At 57.0% G+C, this 18,096-nt stretch carries 13 protein-coding genes and 2 pseudogenes; 6 read left to right on the forward strand and 9 right to left on the reverse strand.

Going from position 1 to position 18,096, the window contains the following annotated elements; translation table 11 throughout:
• The first annotated feature begins 1 nt into the window (after position 1).
• Complete coding sequence (locus Q5H33_RS01930; RefSeq protein ID WP_003810432.1) at positions 2-682, forward strand: methionine ABC transporter permease; 681 nt, start codon at positions 2-4, stop codon at positions 680-682.
• 95 nt (positions 683-777) lie between these two features.
• Here the strand turns inward: Q5H33_RS01930 and Q5H33_RS01935 are convergent, their stop codons facing one another.
• The 3 genes and pseudogenes from Q5H33_RS01935 to Q5H33_RS01945 all read right to left on the reverse strand — a co-directional run bounded on the left by Q5H33_RS01935 (position 778) and on the right by Q5H33_RS01945 (position 5,217).
• On the reverse strand, positions 778-1,227 hold the full coding sequence (locus Q5H33_RS01935) for a GatB/YqeY domain-containing protein (RefSeq protein ID WP_003810434.1): 450 nt from the start codon (positions 1,225-1,227) through the stop codon (positions 778-780).
• 2,074 nt (positions 1,228-3,301) lie between these two features.
• On the reverse strand, positions 3,302-4,162 hold the full coding sequence (locus tag Q5H33_RS01940) for a GIY-YIG nuclease family protein (RefSeq protein WP_195393974.1): 861 nt from the start codon (positions 4,160-4,162) through the stop codon (positions 3,302-3,304).
• A pseudogene (locus Q5H33_RS01945) lies at positions 4,137-5,217 on the reverse strand (transposase). The gene Q5H33_RS01940 and the pseudogene Q5H33_RS01945 overlap by 26 nt, the downstream one beginning before the upstream one ends.
• 465 nt (positions 5,218-5,682) lie before the next feature.
• On the opposite strand from Q5H33_RS01945, the gene Q5H33_RS01950 reads away from it, so the two are divergent.
• Positions 5,683-5,820, forward strand: coding sequence for a hypothetical protein (locus Q5H33_RS01950; RefSeq protein ID WP_179140921.1), 138 nt, complete (start codon positions 5,683-5,685; stop codon positions 5,818-5,820).
• 69 nt (positions 5,821-5,889) lie between these two features.
• Here Q5H33_RS01950 and Q5H33_RS01955 read toward each other — a convergent pair whose 3' ends face one another.
• Both Q5H33_RS01955 and Q5H33_RS01960 read right to left on the reverse strand, forming a co-directional pair.
• Positions 5,890-6,732 carry a Fic family protein gene (locus tag Q5H33_RS01955; protein WP_217730324.1) on the reverse strand — a complete coding sequence of 281 codons (843 nt, stop codon included), beginning with the start codon at positions 6,730-6,732 and terminating at the stop codon, positions 5,890-5,892.
• 60 nt (positions 6,733-6,792) lie between these two features.
• A pseudogene (locus Q5H33_RS01960) lies at positions 6,793-8,106 on the reverse strand (HipA domain-containing protein).
• 335 nt (positions 8,107-8,441) lie between these two features.
• Here Q5H33_RS01960 and Q5H33_RS01965 point away from each other — a divergent pair.
• Both Q5H33_RS01965 and Q5H33_RS01970 read left to right on the forward strand, forming a co-directional pair.
• A complete protein-coding gene (locus Q5H33_RS01965) occupies positions 8,442-8,846 on the forward strand; it encodes a hypothetical protein (RefSeq protein WP_003830733.1) in 405 nt (134 codons plus the stop codon).
• 115 nt (positions 8,847-8,961) lie between these two features.
• Positions 8,962-9,501 (forward strand): peptidylprolyl isomerase, encoded by a 540-nt coding sequence (locus Q5H33_RS01970; RefSeq protein WP_151911913.1) that lies wholly within the window; start codon positions 8,962-8,964, stop codon positions 9,499-9,501.
• Positions 9,502-9,613: 112 nt separating this feature from the next.
• On the opposite strand, the gene Q5H33_RS01975 is transcribed toward Q5H33_RS01970, so the two are convergent.
• From Q5H33_RS01975 to Q5H33_RS01985, 3 genes are all read right to left on the reverse strand, one after another.
• Complete coding sequence (locus Q5H33_RS01975; RefSeq protein WP_033499677.1) at positions 9,614-11,935, reverse strand: bifunctional (p)ppGpp synthetase/guanosine-3',5'-bis(diphosphate) 3'-pyrophosphohydrolase; 2,322 nt, start codon at positions 11,933-11,935, stop codon at positions 9,614-9,616.
• A 119-nt stretch (positions 11,936-12,054) separates the two neighbouring features.
• Entirely contained in the window at positions 12,055-12,531 is a 477-nt protein-coding gene (gene dut / locus Q5H33_RS01980; RefSeq protein WP_021913806.1) for a dUTP diphosphatase, read from the reverse strand.
• Positions 12,531-12,824: a DUF4193 domain-containing protein gene (locus Q5H33_RS01985; RefSeq protein ID WP_021913807.1), complete on the reverse strand. Its 294-nt coding sequence runs from the start codon at positions 12,822-12,824 to the stop codon at positions 12,531-12,533. The genes dut and Q5H33_RS01985 overlap by 1 nt, the downstream gene beginning before the upstream one ends.
• A gap of 148 nt (positions 12,825-12,972) precedes the next feature.
• Between Q5H33_RS01985 and sepH the strand changes: the two genes are divergently transcribed.
• On the forward strand, positions 12,973-13,968 hold the full coding sequence (gene sepH, locus Q5H33_RS01990; RefSeq protein ID WP_011743366.1) for a septation protein SepH: 996 nt from the start codon (positions 12,973-12,975) through the stop codon (positions 13,966-13,968).
• Positions 13,969-14,023: 55 nt separating this feature from the next.
• Here sepH and Q5H33_RS01995 read toward each other — a convergent pair whose 3' ends face one another.
• A complete protein-coding gene (locus Q5H33_RS01995; RefSeq protein WP_171024928.1) occupies positions 14,024-15,250 on the reverse strand; it encodes an alkaline phosphatase family protein in 1,227 nt (408 codons plus the stop codon).
• An 85-nt stretch (positions 15,251-15,335) separates the two neighbouring features.
• Between Q5H33_RS01995 and Q5H33_RS02000 the strand changes: the two genes are divergently transcribed.
• Positions 15,336-18,011: a DNA topoisomerase (ATP-hydrolyzing) subunit A gene (locus Q5H33_RS02000; protein WP_003810555.1), complete on the forward strand. Its 2,676-nt coding sequence runs from the start codon at positions 15,336-15,338 to the stop codon at positions 18,009-18,011.
• Positions 18,012-18,096 lie beyond the last annotated feature (85 nt).

The following is an 18,096-nucleotide window of genomic DNA, read 5'->3' on the forward strand; positions in this document are numbered from 1 at the left end:
GATGGGACAGGTGGTTTCGCAATTCATCGCCGATTATGGCGAACTGCTGGTCGAAGGCGTGCGTGACACGATCATCATGACTGCTGTGGCGACGCTGCTGGCATATGTGATCGGCCTGCCGGTCGGCGTGCTGCTCATCACGTCCGCGAAAAAGGGCATCCGTCCGAACGCACCGCTCAACACCGTGCTCGGCTGGATCGTGAACATCGTGCGTTCCGTGCCGTTCATCATTCTGCTGGTGGCCATCATCCCGCTGACCCGACTGATTGTCGGCACCTCGCTCGGCGTGCCGGGCGCCATCGTGCCGCTGGTCATCACCGCGGCTCCGTTCGTGGCGCGCGTGGTGGAACAGTCGCTCGCCGAAGTGGACGGCAGTCTGGTGGAGGCCGCGCAAAGCTTCGGTGCCAGCAACCTGCAGATCGTGTTCAAGGTGCTGCTGTTCGAAAGCCTGCCATCGCTGGTGCGCGGTGCGGCACTGACGTTCATCACCCTGTTCGGCTTCTCCGCCATGGCCGGTACCGTCGGCGCGGGCGGCCTGGGCGATATCGCCATCCGTTACGGCTACCAGCGTTACCAGTACGACGTGATGACCGTTGCCGTGATCCTGTGCGTCATTCTCGTGCAGATCGTGCAGACCATCGGCGACGTGGTGTCCGACCATATCGACCATCACGAGCGTTGAGCCAGCACATTCGCGTTCCTTACGAAAAGCGGGTCCAAACGTTTGTTGTTTGGACCCGCTTTTCGTACGCGGAAAGAGACGCTGCTCGTAGACGATTACTTGTTGAGCTCGGCCTTGACCAGACCGGCCAGCTTGCCGCCATCGATGGTTTTGCCGGCAAGCGCGGCACGAGCGGCTTTGACGACGCGACCCATGTCCTTGGGGCCGGCCGGGTTCACTTCTGCCACGGCGTCGGCGACGGCTTTGGCGTAGTCCTCGTCGCTGGCGGCCGCCGGCAGGAAGGTTTCCAGGAAATCGGCCTCGGCGGTTTCGGGAGCGGCCTTGTCCGCCAGTCCCTTGTCTTCGTACAGTTTGGCGGTCTCACGACGGGTCTTGACGCCCTTCTGGATGACCTTGAGCACTTCCTCGTCGGTCGCTTCGTGACCGTTGGCGATCTCCAGGTTCTGGATGTCCGCCAACGTCAGGTTGATCGGGTTGAGCTTGGCCTTGTCCTTGGCTTTCATCGCCGCGATCTTGGCTTTCTTCAGCGTGTCCTTCATCGACATGTTCGTTCCTCTTTTCTTGACCGTTCGAACACCGTCTTAATACTACGCGTCTACCAATCCGCCGTCCTGTATCCGTGCCGTCGGCATCCACGCCGGTCTCAAGCCCATGAGACACTTGGAGCCATGACTACAGTTATCATGCGCACCTCTGATGATAATCACATGTGGTCATTTTTGGCTCTATTCCAAGGTTTTCCGATCTTGGGAAACCTGCCAATCAGCCTCGTTTTCCGTAAGGCACCTACAGGCACCCAAGAATAATCCGGGAACATTCCACCGCCCTGCCGGCGCTCAACGTCTTCGCCGACCGGCGTGGAAAAAGACAATCCCCCTGTGGTTTCATGATGTTCCACATGTGCGATGCCCAAAAGCATTCCCGGCAGCACGCCTCCATGGCGGACAGCAGACAGAACGATACGTGGCCCGCGCAACCGAACGGCCTTCACCTTAAACTCGCCCGCGCATCAAGTGCCCTTTGCCATGATCCCATCATCTCCCATCGAGTTAGGGGAATGCGGAACAAAAATCAGTTCATATCACTTTTTCTGTTCCTTGAACTGAGCTTGGCCTCTCCAACAAGCCCTACTACAATAGGACTCATTCCTCCGCAGTTCGAGAATCGAGTCAATATGCGCCGAATTTGCCACATTCTTGCAGGTCTCCTAGTGGGTACCGGACTCTTACGCACAGTAAGCGGCTTTATTTTTGACTACCTGCATCCGGAATACGTGTCTAGCTTTCCTTCATACCTTTATTTTTTACGAGCAGTCCCCTTCCTTATCGCTGCTGGTGCTGTCGAAACTATTTTATTCCTGATAAAAAGGAGAAATAAATAAAGAAACTCAAACAAATTGTCACTGCTCTAGTATCTGTAATATTGGCTGGAACTGTAACAGTAAATGCGTCGGCAGCAGAATCTATGGAAACTCCCTATAGGAGTCCTACCCTATCTAGCTTTCCGTCTAATGCTTCTCTGAAAGATTTTGAGAAAACCTCAGATAACGAAGATCTGAGAATTATCTCATCTCCTTCTCGGGGCGCTAATTACAAAACGCGTGCTGCAGAGGCTGTAGCTTTATTACGGATTTATTCCACTACAGGATCCGGCTCATCATCTAGTTTCACGAATCTCGGCCATTCTTGGCTTATGATCACACCTGTCTGGTTCTACGGTAAACATTGCTGGGATTAACGTTGCTGATGGTAAATCTATAACAGCAAGCACTTGGGATGAATCCGTAGATGTCAGTAGAGAACATAAGGGTCTATGACTCAATCTTGATTCGAAGCTTAATTCCAACGGTATTAATCTTCAGAATGTTTCCATTCAATTACCCCTAAGACAAATTGATTTAGATACAGTGAATACTAATATTAAGAATAACGATAAATGGGGTTATCTTACCAACTGTTCTACTTTCGCTTCAAAAATTTGGAATTCAATTGCTAGTGGCAGCAGTAAAGTTGACGCTGGATCCATCAATACACCAGCCAGTCTAGCAAAAAGTATTACAAAAGTTGGTGAGGCAGAATCATATACATTGTTAATGTACAATACTTCTTCACCGCATCACGATTCCGTATATTACGGCTATCCTCCCATAAAGAGTAATAACAATAATTAGATAACCAAATCTGTCTGGTAAAGCCGGACTAGTTTTATCTATAATGTGAGCCGCAAGTGTTGGCATAGCGCTTGCGGCTCATACGCACGATAAGCAAGAGCCACAGCATTCCCACCCGGTCTCAAGCCCATGAGACACTGGGGACCATGACTACCATCATCATGCGCACCTCGCATGATGATCGCATACGGTCGTTTTTGGCTTTATTCCAAGGTTTTCAATTTTGGGGAGGCCTGCCGATTACCCTCGTTTTCCACGAGGCACCTGCAGGCACCCAAAAAATAATCCGGGAGTGCTCTCCCGTCCCCGCTGAAGACTCACATCTCCACAGGTCTTCCCGCATCCCCACGTTCCAGGCATCACACCCACGGCAACAAACATTTTCATTCTAAATACATAAATGGCCATCCCCTACCGCAGAGATGGCCGAAATGCTGAATCTCGAAAATTTAGTTATCGTTATATCCATGCTGACGGCTATCCAACGCGTTCTTCCACCATGATTCGCGCTCAAGGATACGCTGGTCGTCAGTACGTTCATTCCAATTTTCAAGAAGCGTGTAGGTGAAATTGTTCTTCACGTAGTCGAAACCCTTTTCCTCCACTACTTTCCTGAGCTCGACATCGCCACCATGGCCGTCGCGCACGTAGTCTGACCAACGCTTCAACAACATACCCTTATCGCTCGTAGCTGACCCGACATACAGTTTTCCAGTCGCACGATCGGTAATCACATACACGCCCTTTTGGTGCTCCAGAGCATTACGCCAGTCCATAAGATTCCTAACAATAATGCGCTCAATTTCACGCCATGGAAGGCTGATCTGGTCATAACCGGGAAATGGATTGTCGTCAAACACGTCAGACAAGACCTGAACCACTTCAAACTCATCCATGGCTATATGACCATCATCCATGACTGTATCAGCTTTCAGGAGCGAATACTGCCCCTTGTGGAATCTGATGATGACACGACCGCACAGCGGCTTGTACCGATCAAAATCCTTGCCCTCATAGGCACGACCGTCCCACACATCTAAATCTTTAACGACTTTCTGCATAGCTGCAAACAACCAAAGATCAGGGTCGTTCTTTAACCTCACGAGACAGATTGCATTATCACCAACACTAAAAAAACCATTTTTACGCCGATTAAACAACCAGTTAAGAATTTCTTCCGGATTCCTCTTGAACACTTCAATCGGATTATCATCGCTCCCTCTAGGAGGGATGCAGAATCTAATCTTGGTGTGCTTCAGCTCCTCATCGTTAAGATGGAGCAAATCATTCAGGGACAGTATCTCGTTCATGTCTATTCCTTCGCATTAAGCCAAAGTGATGTGACCTGATTTTTTCCGCTTTCATAGTGAGACGACTTGCATCTCTTGATTTGCATAATACTCGGTTTCCACCGCTTCCGGCATCTTGTAGCCCAGTGATTGGTAGAGGCGCTTCGAGTTCCACCACGAGACCCACCGGAACGTCGCCAGTTCCAGCTCCTTCAGATCCGCAAACGGCCTGAGCCGCCACACCAGCTCGGTCTTGTACGCGCCGTTGACGCTTTCGGCCGTGGCGTTGTCGTACGAGTCGCCGACCATGCCGGTCGAGGGAAGCATGCCATGTTCCCCAACCCTGGTGATGTATACCGTGCCGGTGTATTGCGTCCCGTGGTCGCTGTGGTGCACGAGACCGTCCGTCCATCATGCGACGCGGCCCACGATATCGCTGATCCAGCGCCTGCAACGGCAGTTCCTCCGTGTTCATGGTGGTGGCGCACGCCCAGACGACGATGTGGCGGCAAACGCCGCGTAGCCGAACGAGCCGCTGACTATACACACGTAGGTAGTGTCGGCCACGGGAAGCAGATTGGAGCCACGGCCTCGAACCTGCACCCCACCAAAATCGGCCTACCGCCGGTTCCCTGGGCTGACTTGGTGGTGACGGGCATCCTGCCACTCTTGATGTCTCGTATGCCGAGTCCGCGCATGATTCGCATCACCTGGTCGCGGTCGGCCTTCTGGGAATCCCAGCCCTGCGCAATCAGCTGGGTGCATCCTGATGTATCCGTACCGCGAAAAAGCCGAAGCCGTCGCCGGAATCTCGTTCACCCGGCGCAGTTCCGCGTTCTCCGCCCGCAGCTGTTTGAGTTCGGCCATCGTGTCTCTGGCCGACTGTTTTGACTCCTCCACAACCGCCGCGTCCGACCGGTTGCGCCAGCGCCGCAGCGCCTCCTGCGCCGCCCCCGGGTCCTTCATCAACGCGGCCATCGCGTTCATCTCCGACAATACGAGGAACGCAATCCCGCTGGCAGCCTGACGGCCCTCGTCTTGGACTCCGGCGTGCGTGCCCCTTGCCATGGTTCCATGATCTCCCATCAAATTAGGGGGAATGCAGCACTCAGCCCACACGATATTTATGTAATACATAATTTCGGTCTACTCCGGCATCCGGCAACCCAACGGCAGACGCAGTCGCTTTGAGTCCTATCACGAGGCCCACCGCGGAGCATCGTCGTGACTCCAGGTAGGCCGGATTCCGGAGCATTACGTTGTCAAACAAGTTCAATCTTGTACGTGCCGTTGACGAATTCAGACATGCTATTGACCTAGAAGTTGCTAACTACGACAGTCAACAGCAACATGTCATATCCCGTCAATTAGCATACTTACGCTGATGCATTACACACCACAGACGGCCATATAGTCCAAAGTGCATAAAAACTTTTCAGACACTGCCACATTGTCAATTCCTTAACTTGGAGAATGCAACGACGAGTGATAATGGCGTCAGCGTTTCCGCCCGGTCTCAAGCCCATGAGACACTTGGAGCTATGACTACCATCATCATGCGCACCTCTGATGATAACCGTGGCCAACTGTTTTTGGCTTTATTCCAAGGTTTTCTGTCCTTGGGAAACCTGCCGGTTACGCTCGTTTTCCACGAGGCACCTACAGGCACCCAAGAATAATCTCATTCTTCTGTGCATATCAGCGGCTTACCGACGCACACGAAAGAAGCATGCGAGTGTTCCTGCGACCTATCTCAGATGGCGAAGCCGCTCGACCAGATCGACGAGCGTCTGTTCCTCCTGTTCCACGCAGTCTAGGAAAATGGAGCAGAACGAATCCGGCTTGCCATCCACTTGCCATGCCTCCAGGCCGCGCGCGTATGCCCGACCCGCATCGTATTCGATGGCCACGGGACGGTATCCGTTCCGCAGCAGCATGAAGTTGAGCAACTGGCGGCCGGTCCGCCCGTTGCCGTCCATGAACGAATGGATGTTCTCGAACATCGCATGGAATCCGGCCGCCTTGAGCAGCGGATGCGCGCCGCTCCCGTTCAGCACGTCGACCAGGACTTGCAGGTCGTCACGAATCTCCAGCGGGTCCGCGGTCTTGACTCGGGTGGCGGCGATCCGCGCCAAATAGCCATAGGGACGGAACGTACCGCGGGCGAACGGCTGGAGATCCAATGCGGTCACCTCGTGTAGACGACGGATCAGCTCCTCGTTCAGCTTCCGCCCCTCCTTGGCATATTCGCGCACGTAGGCCATGCCGTCAGCGACCCCTCGCGCTGCAAACACGTATCTGGCCGGCGAGTCCGATGGGACGAACTCGCCCTCCAACACCAGCGACGTGTCCTCCAGGGTCAGCGTGGATCCCTCGATAGCGTTCGAATTGTAGGTGTAACGCACCAGCCAGTCGCGGTTGTAATCCGCCAACGCCATGTCCTCGACACCGTCCAACGGCTCCAGCGAGCGGGCCCGGTCCTTCAGCGCGTCGACCCTCCGCAGGCGTTCGGAAATCTCCCGTCCCCCTTCAAGGGCGTTCAGCTCGTCGGGAAGGGCCTGGATGTGCCGCGACAGCTCGGGATTGGCCATCATGCTCCTCTTTTCGTGTTCCGGTTGCAAAGTCCATTATTCCAGTAGTGATTCGTTGCGCTAGCGGTTCAGATGACGGCTCAACGCATCCGGTCCGGTTCCGACGCTTCTGGCATCCCCGTCCCGTTGTCCAAGGTTCTTCCGCAACGTCTCGCCGAACCTGTCCATCAAATCCGTTTTATTGCGGATCGGGCAAGAAACACGAAGGACCTCACCTTCCCTGATCCTGCGGAGCATCCCGATACGCTTTACCAACTGTACCCGGATGGCATCGAGGCGTTCGGGCGCGAACATGCGCATGCGCGACAACTCATGCGCCACCTCGTCGGGCCAGTCCGACAGAGCATCCAGATTGAACCGGCCCCAATCCTCCACCAGTTTGAGCTGCCGCAAGGCCGAGGGGCGGCCGGTCGCCGAATAGAACGGCTTGGCGAACCAGTCTCGGCCGTCCACATCGAGCTCGCCGCTCCACAGGCTCGCGCCGGTGTCGTAGATCGGAGCCGGACGGACCGCAAGGGTCTCGATGTTCCGGATCAGACCGAAGTTGTTGTAATGCCTATCTGTATTGCGCATGAGGTAGTCGACCACGAGCCAATCGTCCGTGGCGTCACGAACCGCCCGTTCGTCTGCGCCGAAGCCGACGGCGGCGCGGATCCACTGGTCATGCGAGTTGAGGCCGTTGACGGCCTTGACGGATTGGAGCACCTGCCAGGCGGAGACCAGCTCCTCATGATTGGAGAGCATGTCCGCGCATGTGGACATCAGACGGTTGCCGTTGCGCGCCAAGGAATACCGGACGGCCGGAACGCCCAATCGCATGCAGAGCCTCGAGGCGATGACCTCGTTCATGGGCTCCTGGCCAGTACGGCCCGACTTGACGAGCAGTCTCCTGCCGGTGGCCCTGTCGATTGTCCAGCGTTTGGGAAGATCGCCGCCAGTGGACACGTCGGGGGCGTTGAGGCTGATGTCATGGGACGACGAGTACGAGGTGAGCAGGATCTCGCCCAGCGCCTCGTCGAAGGGATTGTCGAAGAAGTTGACGTCCTTCTATTCAGCCGGGTCGTCCTCGCGTCTGACCCAGTACTGGTCCGACAGGCTCAAACCGTAGGTCCGGTCGAGCAGCTCCCCGGTCGATGCCGCGCCAAGCGATTCGAGCACGCGGCGGATGCCGTCGCGGGTGGAGGGGATGGCGCGGGACCTCCACCATTCGTCGATCCTCTTGGCATACAGCGCGCTCTTGCCGTGCGTGGTGGACTCCAGGGGCAGACGATCATGGTCAAGGACCTCGCCAGAGGAGCACGCGCGACCGGACTCGGGATCGTATTCGAACGCAAGGACCGGATGGTCCCCGCACATGATCAGCTTGCGTGGCATGATTCCGCTCCCTCCAAACTTGGTCTTTAAAGATTCTACAGGCACGAATTACGCGCGAGACGACGTACCGTTTCATGACGCGATGCATGGATATGGGCCACTTCCGCAAATCGCAAGCCTCGGCGATGACGCCGACAACTGATACGGTAGGCATATTGGTTTCCCAAAGGTAAAGAGGCATGACCATGGGATTGTTCGACTTCGCTAAGAACTCTTTGGGTGACGTGCCGTCCGGCTTCGGCGGTCGGGGCGATATCGCCAACCATCTTTTCGACGACCGATGAAAAGGCTCCGGTTGAAGGCTATGGCATGATGACACGAGCGTGGGGACATTTATGACCGAAGGATACTCGCATAAAGCGGCACACATCGTTGAGCATATCATTCTCGCAATCGCGCTGATCTGGGCTGGAGGCTGCACTCTCATATGGATGCAAACGGATATGTCGCATCGCATCGTGAACGCGAAATCCGCTGACGGCACCTGCGAAGTGACCATCAGCGAACTCGGCTCGCCCATATTCTTCGGCCCAAGCAGCATCACGGTCAAAGTCTCTTGGGACACCGATCCTGGTGTTATCGGTTCCGAGAACGTCACGGAAATCAAAACGGATCTGCACAACGACGGCAAATCATTAGGCTCGGGCAACTTCACCGTCACCTGGCACGGCAACATCCCGACCGTCACCACCCATGGCGAGGAACAGCCGGACCAAAGCTACACATTCAACTGGAAATAACCGCTCCGAACATCATGTCTCTCCCGAGAGTAGTCCTCACAACCGGGCAGGTCCCACAAGGAGCATAGCTCATGCACCCACCGTCCGGTCTCAAGCCCATGAGACACTTGGAGCCATGACTACAGTTATCATGCGCACCTCCGAAGGTGACATCAAAATCAACCTGTTCGATGACGAAACCCCGGAAACCGTGGCCAATTTCCTCGGCCTTGCCACCGGCGAGAAGGAATGGATCGATCCGATGACCGGCCAGCCTTCCCATGAGCCGTTCTACAACGGTCTAACCTTCCACCGCATCATCAAGGATTTCATGATTCAGGGTGGCTGCCCGCTGGGCAACGGCACCGGCGGCCCGGGCTACGACTTCGACGATGAGATCGTTCCTGATCTGAAGTTCGACCACCCGTACCTGCTGGCCATGGCGAACGCCGGCCTGCGTCGTGGCATGGACGGCAAGATCCACGGCACCAACGGTTCCCAGTTCTTCATCACCACCGTGCCGACCCCGTGGCTCAACGGCCACCACACCATCTTCGGCGAGGTTGCGGATGACGATTCCAAGGCAGTGGTCGACAAGCTCGAAGCCGTGAACACCGATCGCATGGACCGTCCGACCGAGCCGGTCGGCATCGTGTCCGTGGAAGTGCTCAAGTAAGCGTTTCCCGCACAGCCGTACAATATAGGAAAGCCCCCCGATTGAGGGGCTTTCTTCATTTTATTTATAGAGGCGTTTGCTTGCAATCACCGGCTTATGTGATTCGTCAACATCACATTTTGCGCAGTCGCGGCTCCGCGGAATCCTTCGCGCCGGTGATACGGTACACGTCGAACACGCCTTCGATTTTACGCACGGCGGCGAGCAGAGTGTTCAGATGCTGCGGATCGGCCATTTCGAAGCTGAATTGGCTGGTGGCCACGCGGTCGGTGCCGGTGGAAATCGAGCCGGAGATAATGTTCACGCCGTGGTCGGACAGCACGCGTGTCACATCGCTCAGCAGATGCGGACGGTCAAGTGCCTCGACCTGGATCTTGACCATGAACACGCCCTTGGTGCTGGTCCACTGCACATCCACCACACGTTCGGGCTGGCGTTTCTCCAGTTCGAGCATGTTCTGGCAGTCCACGCGATGCACGGACACGCCTTGGTTGCGGGTGATGAAGCCGATGATCTTGTCTCCAGGAACCGGCATGCAGCATCGGGCCAGCTTGACCCAGATGTCCCCCACGCCCTTGACGGAGATACCCAACGAGCTGGTGGTCTTCTTGGTACGCTCCACCTGCTTGAGCGGCAACGCCTCCTGCTCGACTTCCTCATCCACCTCGTCGCTGCCCGCGTCACGGACCAGATGCGAGATGACGTTCTGCGTGGAGATCTGGCCATCACCAATCGCCACGAACACGGCTTCCGCGTTGGCAAGGTTCAACTCGTCGGCGACACCCACCAATGCTTCCGGAGTCAGCAGCGTGGTGATTGGCAGGTTGCGCTTGCGCATGGCGCGCGTCAGCTCGTCACGGCCTTCCTCGACGGCTTCGGTACGGCGTTCCTTGCTGAACCATTGACGAATCTTGTTGCGTGCCTTCGGGCTCTTGGCGAAGCTCAGCCAATCACGCGACGGACCTGCGGATTCGGACTTGGATGTCAATATTTCAACGGTATCGCCATTCTCGAGCTTGGTATCAAGCGGCACCAATCGTCCGTTCACGCGCGCACCCATGGTACGGTGACCGACTTCGGTGTGCACCGCATAAGCGAAATCAATCGGAGTGGCTTCGGCGGGAAGCGAGACGATCTTGCCTTTCGGCGTGAACACGTAGACCTCTGCCGCGCCCAAATCCTCTTTGAGGGAGCCAAGGAATTCGTCGGAATCCGGCGTTTCGCTCGTCCAGTCGGCAAGTTGCTGAATCCATTTGAGGTTGTCGGCCTCGCTCAGCTCCTGGTTTTCGCCACGCTTGCGGTCGGACTTGTCAGGCGAGCTCAACGCGCGTCCGGCTTGGCCGTTCTCCTTGTACTTCCAATGCGCAGCGATGCCGAATTCCGCGCGGCGGTGCATGTCCCACGTGCGGATCTGAATCTCCACCGGCTTGCCGCCGGGGCCGACCACCGTGGTGTGCAGGCTCTGGTACATGTTGAGCTTCGGCATGGCGATATAGTCTTTGAAACGGCCGGGAACAGGGTTCCACCGCGCATGCACGGCACCCAACGCCGCATAGCAGTCCTGAATCGTGTCGACGATGATACGCACGCCCACCAAATCATAAATGTTGGCGAAATCGTGCCCGCGCACGATCATCTTCTGGTAAATGGAGAAGTAGTCCTTCGGGCGGCCCGTCACATAGGCTTTGATGTGCTGTTCGTCGAGATCCTCATTGATTTCGGCGAGAATCTGCTTCAGGTACACGTCGCGTTGTCCGGCGCGACGGGCCACTAATACCACAATCTCGTTGTAGATCTTCGGATACAGAACCTTGAAGCTGAGTTCTTCCAACTCGGTTTTGATGGCGTTCATGCCAAGACGGTTGGCGAGCGGCGCATACACATCCAGCGTTTCACGTGCCTTTTTCTGCGCGTTCGACTGCTTGACGTAACGCCATGTGCGGGCGTTGTGCACACGGTCGGCGAGCTTGACCACCAATACGCGCACGTCGCGGCTCATCGCCACCACCATTTTGCGGATGGTCTCGGCCTGGGCGGAATCGCCGTATTCCATTTTGGAAAGCTTCGTGACGCCGTCCACCAGGCCGGTCACCGTGTCGCCGAATTCGGCGCGGCATTCGTCGAGCGTGTAGTCGGTGTCCTCCACCGTGTCGTGCAGAAGGCCCGCTGCCACAACCAGCGGCCCCATGCCAAGATCGGCGAGGATCTGCGCCACTGCAAGCGGATGGATGATGTACGGCTCGCCGGATTTACGCCGTTGCGACGAATGCTGGGTGACGGCGCGCCGGTAGGCTCTCGCGAGAATGCTCATGTCCTCGTCGGGATGGTGGTATTCGCACATCTTGAGGATTGGTTCAAGCGGGTCAAGCGGATTCGTGCTGATCTCGCAGCCCAACATTCTGGCCGAACGAACCTCATGATCCATGTCGCTCATTTCGCTCCTCCTCGCTTGGAATGTACCCTATAGTACCCGCGCATCACCATATGACGGATGTATCCGGCCGCGTGTTGCACGGCCGGATACATCCTCGGTCTTTGTGTATTGCAGTCCCGTCAGGACGCAACGCCGGTTGATCCGAAGCCACGTTCCGCGCGGTCGGATCCGGGCAGGGTCTGCGCCTCGATGAATTTTGCCTCGACGTAGCGTTGGATGACCAGCTGTGCGATGCGGTCGCCCGGATGGAACGTCACGGCGCGTTCCGGATCGAGGTTGATCAACGGCACCTTGATTTCGCCACGGTATCCAGCGTCGATGGTTCCCGGCGCGTTAAGCACCGTGACGCCCTGCTTGACGGCGAGTCCCGAACGTGGATGCACCAGCGCCACATAGCCGGCAGGCAATGCGATTGCCACTCCCGTGGGCACCAGCGCCCGCTGGAACGGCTTCAACGTCACTTCTTCGGTGGTGCGCAAATCGGCACCGGCGTCTCCGGCATGGGCGTAATGCAGCTGAGCCGGCTGCCCGGGATCCAGCGACTTTACCAGAACCTCGACGTTTTCCGGCTCGTTGTATGCCTCGTCGAACGCCATCAGGCCGCACACTCCTTGCATACCGGCTGTCCGTCGTCGGTAGTGTAGGCAAGCTGGCTGCGATGCTTCACCAGGAAGCATTCGGAGCAGATGAACTCGTCGCCCTGCATCGGAATGACGGTCACCGAAGCGTCCTCATTGCTCAAATCGGCGCCCGGCAGCTCGTAGTCTTCGGCAATGGCGTTCTCGTCATCGTCCATATCGTTGGAATTGTTCTGAGAACCCTTGCTCAAAGCCTGGAGCGACTCCTCGTCCTCGTCTTTGTTGCGCGGGGAATCATAATCCTGTGCCATCGAGATTCCTTTCGTCATCTATGGTGCTTATGCGCCATAGAATACATGACTTTTCCCCCGCTAGGATACACGAATTGAAATACTCGTAAAATCCGACACGTGGGGCACAATAGAATTAATAGGAAAATCTAAGGGAAAGTGGTGTGTTGTGCCTGAGAATGCGCTCGAAGATGCACGGTTCGATCATGTGAGTGAAACCGGTGAGCTCGTCTTTGTTTCAGGTGCCGGCAAATTCGCCGTCAAGGTCGATGAAGCGCTTGAAAGAGCCATTTTGGAGGCAAAGCAGATTCGCACCGAAACCCAAGAGGAGCGTCAGCAGCAAGCGCCTTCCACGCTGCCGATCTCCCAAATCCAATCCTTGATTCGAGCCGGAGCCAATCCGACCCGCGTGGCGGAGCGATATTCGTTGAGCGAAGCGCTTGTTCGGCGTTTCTCGGCGGCGGTGGAAACCGAAAAGCAATATGCGATCGAACAGTTCCTGGCGGTTCCCGCGCCGAAGGAAAGCCGTGTGCGCACGCTTTCCGAACTGATCGAACGCACGTTCGCCGCAGCCCACGTACGGTTGGAGGATGTGCGGTGGAAGGCCACCAGACGCGGTTTGGAACCGTGGAAGATTACCGCGGAGTTCGATTCCGCAGGTCATGCCGCCCGTGCGGAATGGTCTTGGAACATGCATGACAACGCGGTCAACTGTCTGAACGCAACGGCACGCAAGCTCATCGGCGAACAAGACACGCCGACGGAAGGACACGCCGAGAAGCAGGTCGACCAGAATTTTCTCGCATCATTGAATTTGCCGGGCGATTCCGCACGCTCCGCACGTATCGAACAGACGGTGTCCGCTTGGAATGCTCCGGAACCGGTTGCACCGCAAGCCACGAATATCAAGACCACCGTTGAGACTCAGCCATCGGCGACCGTTCCGCTGCCGAACCGTCCGGAAATCGCGACGACGCAGCACCCCGCCCCTTCAACGACGGAACCTGCCCAAAACTCGCAAAACACGCAATCCGCCGGCGAGCAGCAGTCCGATAAGTCCAAGATGGCATCATCCGATCCTCATAGTCAGAGCACCACCAAATCGAAGCGCCGTGCAGGACGCTCCGCAGTGCCGAGTTGGGATGAAATTCTGTTCGGTGACTGATTAACGTTCCCTAACATCCCACGGCAACATCCGTTCAGACGTTCGGATCATTCGATCAAGCCACGTCAATCAGGCATGGAATATCAGATTCCATGTAGGTCAGCGACCCGTGCACGCTGGGCAGATGCATCGCCTTCTCCGCCTGTGTGCGGGAATCGACAATGGTGGTAGAGCCCGCAGCGGAGACGACCACATCGCCGATCATCGACTTGACGCGTTCATCGACTGGTCCGTAGACGCCTTCCTCGATTGCCTGCCGGCGGGTGCGCACCTGGGCGCGCTCCCCCAGCACGTCACGCCAACGAGCGGCGATGTCCTCCGGATTCTCGCCATCCTCGCCATAAAGCATGACACAGCGTGGTTCGCCGCCGACATTCGCGACGCCCCACATCAGCTGGGGTTCGGACGCTATGTCGATGCAGGCTTCCGGGTCGGCGGTTATCATGCCATGATCCGCCACGATGACGATCAGCGTGTTCTTCGGCACACTTCGACGCAGCAAAGACAACTGGGCGTCGATACGCTCATATGTGCCGATCCACTTGTCGGAGTCCCAGCCGTAATTGTGTCCGATCTTGTCCGCGTCGCGCAGGTACACGTATGTCAGTCCGGGCGTGTTCGCCGCTTTCGCCGCGGTCATGATACGTCGGCGTGGATCGTCATTGGAGATGTAGTCGCTGCCACGTAACGCCGCCTGAGTCAACGCGGAGAACGCGAATTTCGGCAGTCCCGAACTGGTGACGCGAACGTCCTGTTCCGCCAATCGTTCGAATATGGTCGGCTGCTGTTGCAGTTTCAGCGGTGCGGGCGCGTTTTTGAAAGAGATGAGCTGGCAGATTTCGCCATTGTCGGGATTGAGCTGCGTATATCCCGTCATGCCGGTTAATCCGGGGCATGTGCCGGTGCCGAACGTGGACATTGCGGCCACGGTGGTGCTGGGCATGCATGTGGCGATTGGCCGCTGGTTAACGCCATCCGCCATCAGCGACCGTAGATAGGGTGAATGCCCCAATCTCATATTGATGTTCCAATATCCGAGACCGTCCACCAGGACCACGACTGCCGAACGCGCGTCCGGCAGGCCAAGTGCCTCTTGGAGTCGTTTCGGATCGGCATGGATGGCCGTTGGAATCGGATGCCCGATGGCGCTGGAAATGGCGGGAAGTACCGAGGATAGGTGGAGAGCACCGCCGCGGCCGCCCTCATCCGGCAGTTCGTCGCCATATCGTGCCGGACTGGTCATGGCTAGCAGCTGGTCGATTTCGGGCACTTCAACACTCATGGTTCCCATTCAAGCACCGCGGCAGTACCAGCTGGTAATATTGCTAGGTTGATTACCATAACCTTTCCGTGAGGAGAACCACCGCATGGTGTCGCACCGCAAACCGGCAAAACCAGCCTTTGACCCGCGTACGGTCAAGGAGAACATCGTCGAAACGCCGTTGAACGAGGAAATGAGCAAGTCGTTCCTCGAATACGCGTATTCGGTGATTTACGCCCGAGCGCTGCCTGATGCCAGGGACGGTCTCAAGCCGGTGCAACGACGCATCATCTATCAGATGGGTCAGATGAGCCTCAATCCGGACCGGCCGTATATGAAGTCGGCGCGTGTGGTTGGCGAAGTGATGGGCAAGCTCCATCCGCATGGCGATTCCGCGATTTACGAGGCGATGGTACGTTTGGCGCAGCCGTTCGCGATGCGGCTGCCATTGGTGGACGGTCACGGCAATTTCGGTTCTCTCGATGACGGTCCTGCTGCTTCTCGTTATACCGAGGCTCGTATGGCGCCGGCCGCGTTGGGCATGAATGCCGATATCGCCGAAAATACCGTCGATTTCACGCCGAATTACGATAACAAGCTTCAGGAGCCGACTGTGCTGCCTGCCGCGATTCCGAACCTGCTGGTCAATGGTGGTTCCGGCATTGCCGTCGGCATGGCCACGAATATGGCCACGCACAATCTTGGCGAGGTGGTGGCTGCGGCCAAGCATCTTATGCGCCATCCCGACGCGACGTTAGAGGAGTTGATGCGCTACGTGCCGGGTCCGGATTGGCCGGGCGGCGGCGTGATTGTGGGCCGCAAGGGCATCCGCGAGGCGTACGAGACGGGTCGTGGCGCGTTGACCACGCGTTCCGTGACGCATATCGAAAACGTGACGGCTCGCAAAAAGGCCATCGTCGTGACGGAACTGCCGTTCATGGTGGGTCCGGAACGTGTGTTGGAACGTATTTCCGAAGGTGTGAAGAACCGTAAGCTGGACGGCATTTCCGGTGCCATCGATTTGACTGACCGGCATAACGGCACGCGCCTCGTCATCGAAATCAAAACCGGGTTCGATCCGAACGCGGTGTTGGCGCAGCTGTTCAAGCACACGCCGTTGCAGGACAATTTCACCATCAACAATGTGGCGTTGGTCAATGGCCGTCCGCACACCATGGGATTGAAGGAAATGCTTCAGGTGTGGGTGGACCATCGTCGTGTGGTGATCCGCCGACGCAGTGAATTCCGCAGGAAGAAGGCGCTTGAGCGGCTGCACTTGGTGGAGGGCTTGCTGCTCGCCATGGTGGACATCGATGAAGTCATTCAGGTGATTCGCTCTTCTGATGATGCCGAGGCCGCGAAAACAAAGCTTATCGCCGTATTCGATCTGGACGAGATTCAGGCACAGTACATTCTTGACTTGCGGCTGCGCCGTCTGACCAAGATGAGTCGTATCGAGCTTGAGGCGGAACGCGACGATCTGAAGCGGCGTATCGAAGAGCTTGAACGCATTCTTGCTTCCGATGAGGCGCTTGACGGCGTGGTCATTGACGAAATGGATGACGCCGTGGCCAAATACGGCACTCCCCGGCGCACGGTGCTGCTGGATGAGGATGAGGAAGGCAATTTGACGCCTGTTGTGGCGCATGGCGATGATGGCGTCTCTGCAAACGCGATGGCTGCCGCGCGCGCCGCCGCGACCGTATCCTCCGCAGCAGCCGATGTCGCCGCAGCCGCAAAGGCCGCAAAGAAGGCCGGCGATGAGAATGCCACCGCATCGGCTCTGCAGATTGATGACGAGCCGTGCGCGGTGATGCTGTCCGCCACGGGCCTGATCGCACGCACTTCCGAGGATGCGGTGGAACGTTGGGAGAATCGTTCGGCTTCCGACGGACGCGCCAAGGATGATCAGATCGTTTCGATGTTCCGCACGTCCACACGTTCCTCATACGGCTTGGTTACTTCAGCGGGTCGTCTGGTGCTGGCCCATGTGGTCGAATTGCCGAAGGTTTCCGCGGATGGGCCGCTCAGTGTCACGGGTGGTGTGAAGGCCGAGGAACTGCTGGGCATGACGGAGAACACCGATCCGATCCGCGGCGAACGGGTGATTGCTGCGATTGATATGCCTTCCACGGATGACGGCGGTCAGCTTGTTCCTTTGGCGTTGGGCACCCGCAACGGCGTGGTCAAGCGTTGGAACCGTGAATCTCCGACCACAATGGATTCGTGGAGCGTCATCGATTTGAAGGATGATGACGAAGTGCTTGCCGCTGCCGAAGCCCGTGATGAGGATCGTCTGGTGTTTGTGTCCACCGATTCCTCGTTGTTGACGTTCGAAGCGAAGAATGTGCGTCCGCAGGGCCGTACCGCTGGCGGCATGGCGGGCATTCGTCTGGCTGAGGGGTGTTCGGTGGCCGCGTTCGCGGTGGTGCCTGATGGCAAGGTGACATGGAATTACGAAGAAGGCGAGAATGGACTGTTCTCTGCTTCCGGAGCCGTGGTGTTGACGGTTGCCGGCGATTCCGAAGCGTTGCCTGGCACTGAAAACGGTGCCGCGAAGGTCACGCCGTTGGAGATGTATCCGACGAAGGGCCGTGGTACGGGTGGCGTGCGTTCGCAGCGATTCCTCAAGGGGCAGGATACGTTGATTCTCGCGTTCGTGGGCGCGTATCCGTTGCATGCTTCCACGCAAAGTGGCGCTCCTGTGGAATTGCCGAAGCCTGATATGCGACGCGATGGTTCCGGTACGGATCTGTCGGCGCCGATTGCGGTGGTCGGCTGATTCGACGAAATCGATTGGCGGGGCTCTGGACTGGTTCTTCTTCCGGTTCAGGGCCTTCCCGTTTTGCGCACTTGGGCCGCCAGGT

The sequence above is a fragment of the uncultured Bifidobacterium sp. genome (assembly GCF_959020145.1).
In the GTDB taxonomy this organism is placed as follows: domain Bacteria; phylum Actinomycetota; class Actinomycetes; order Actinomycetales; family Bifidobacteriaceae; genus Bifidobacterium.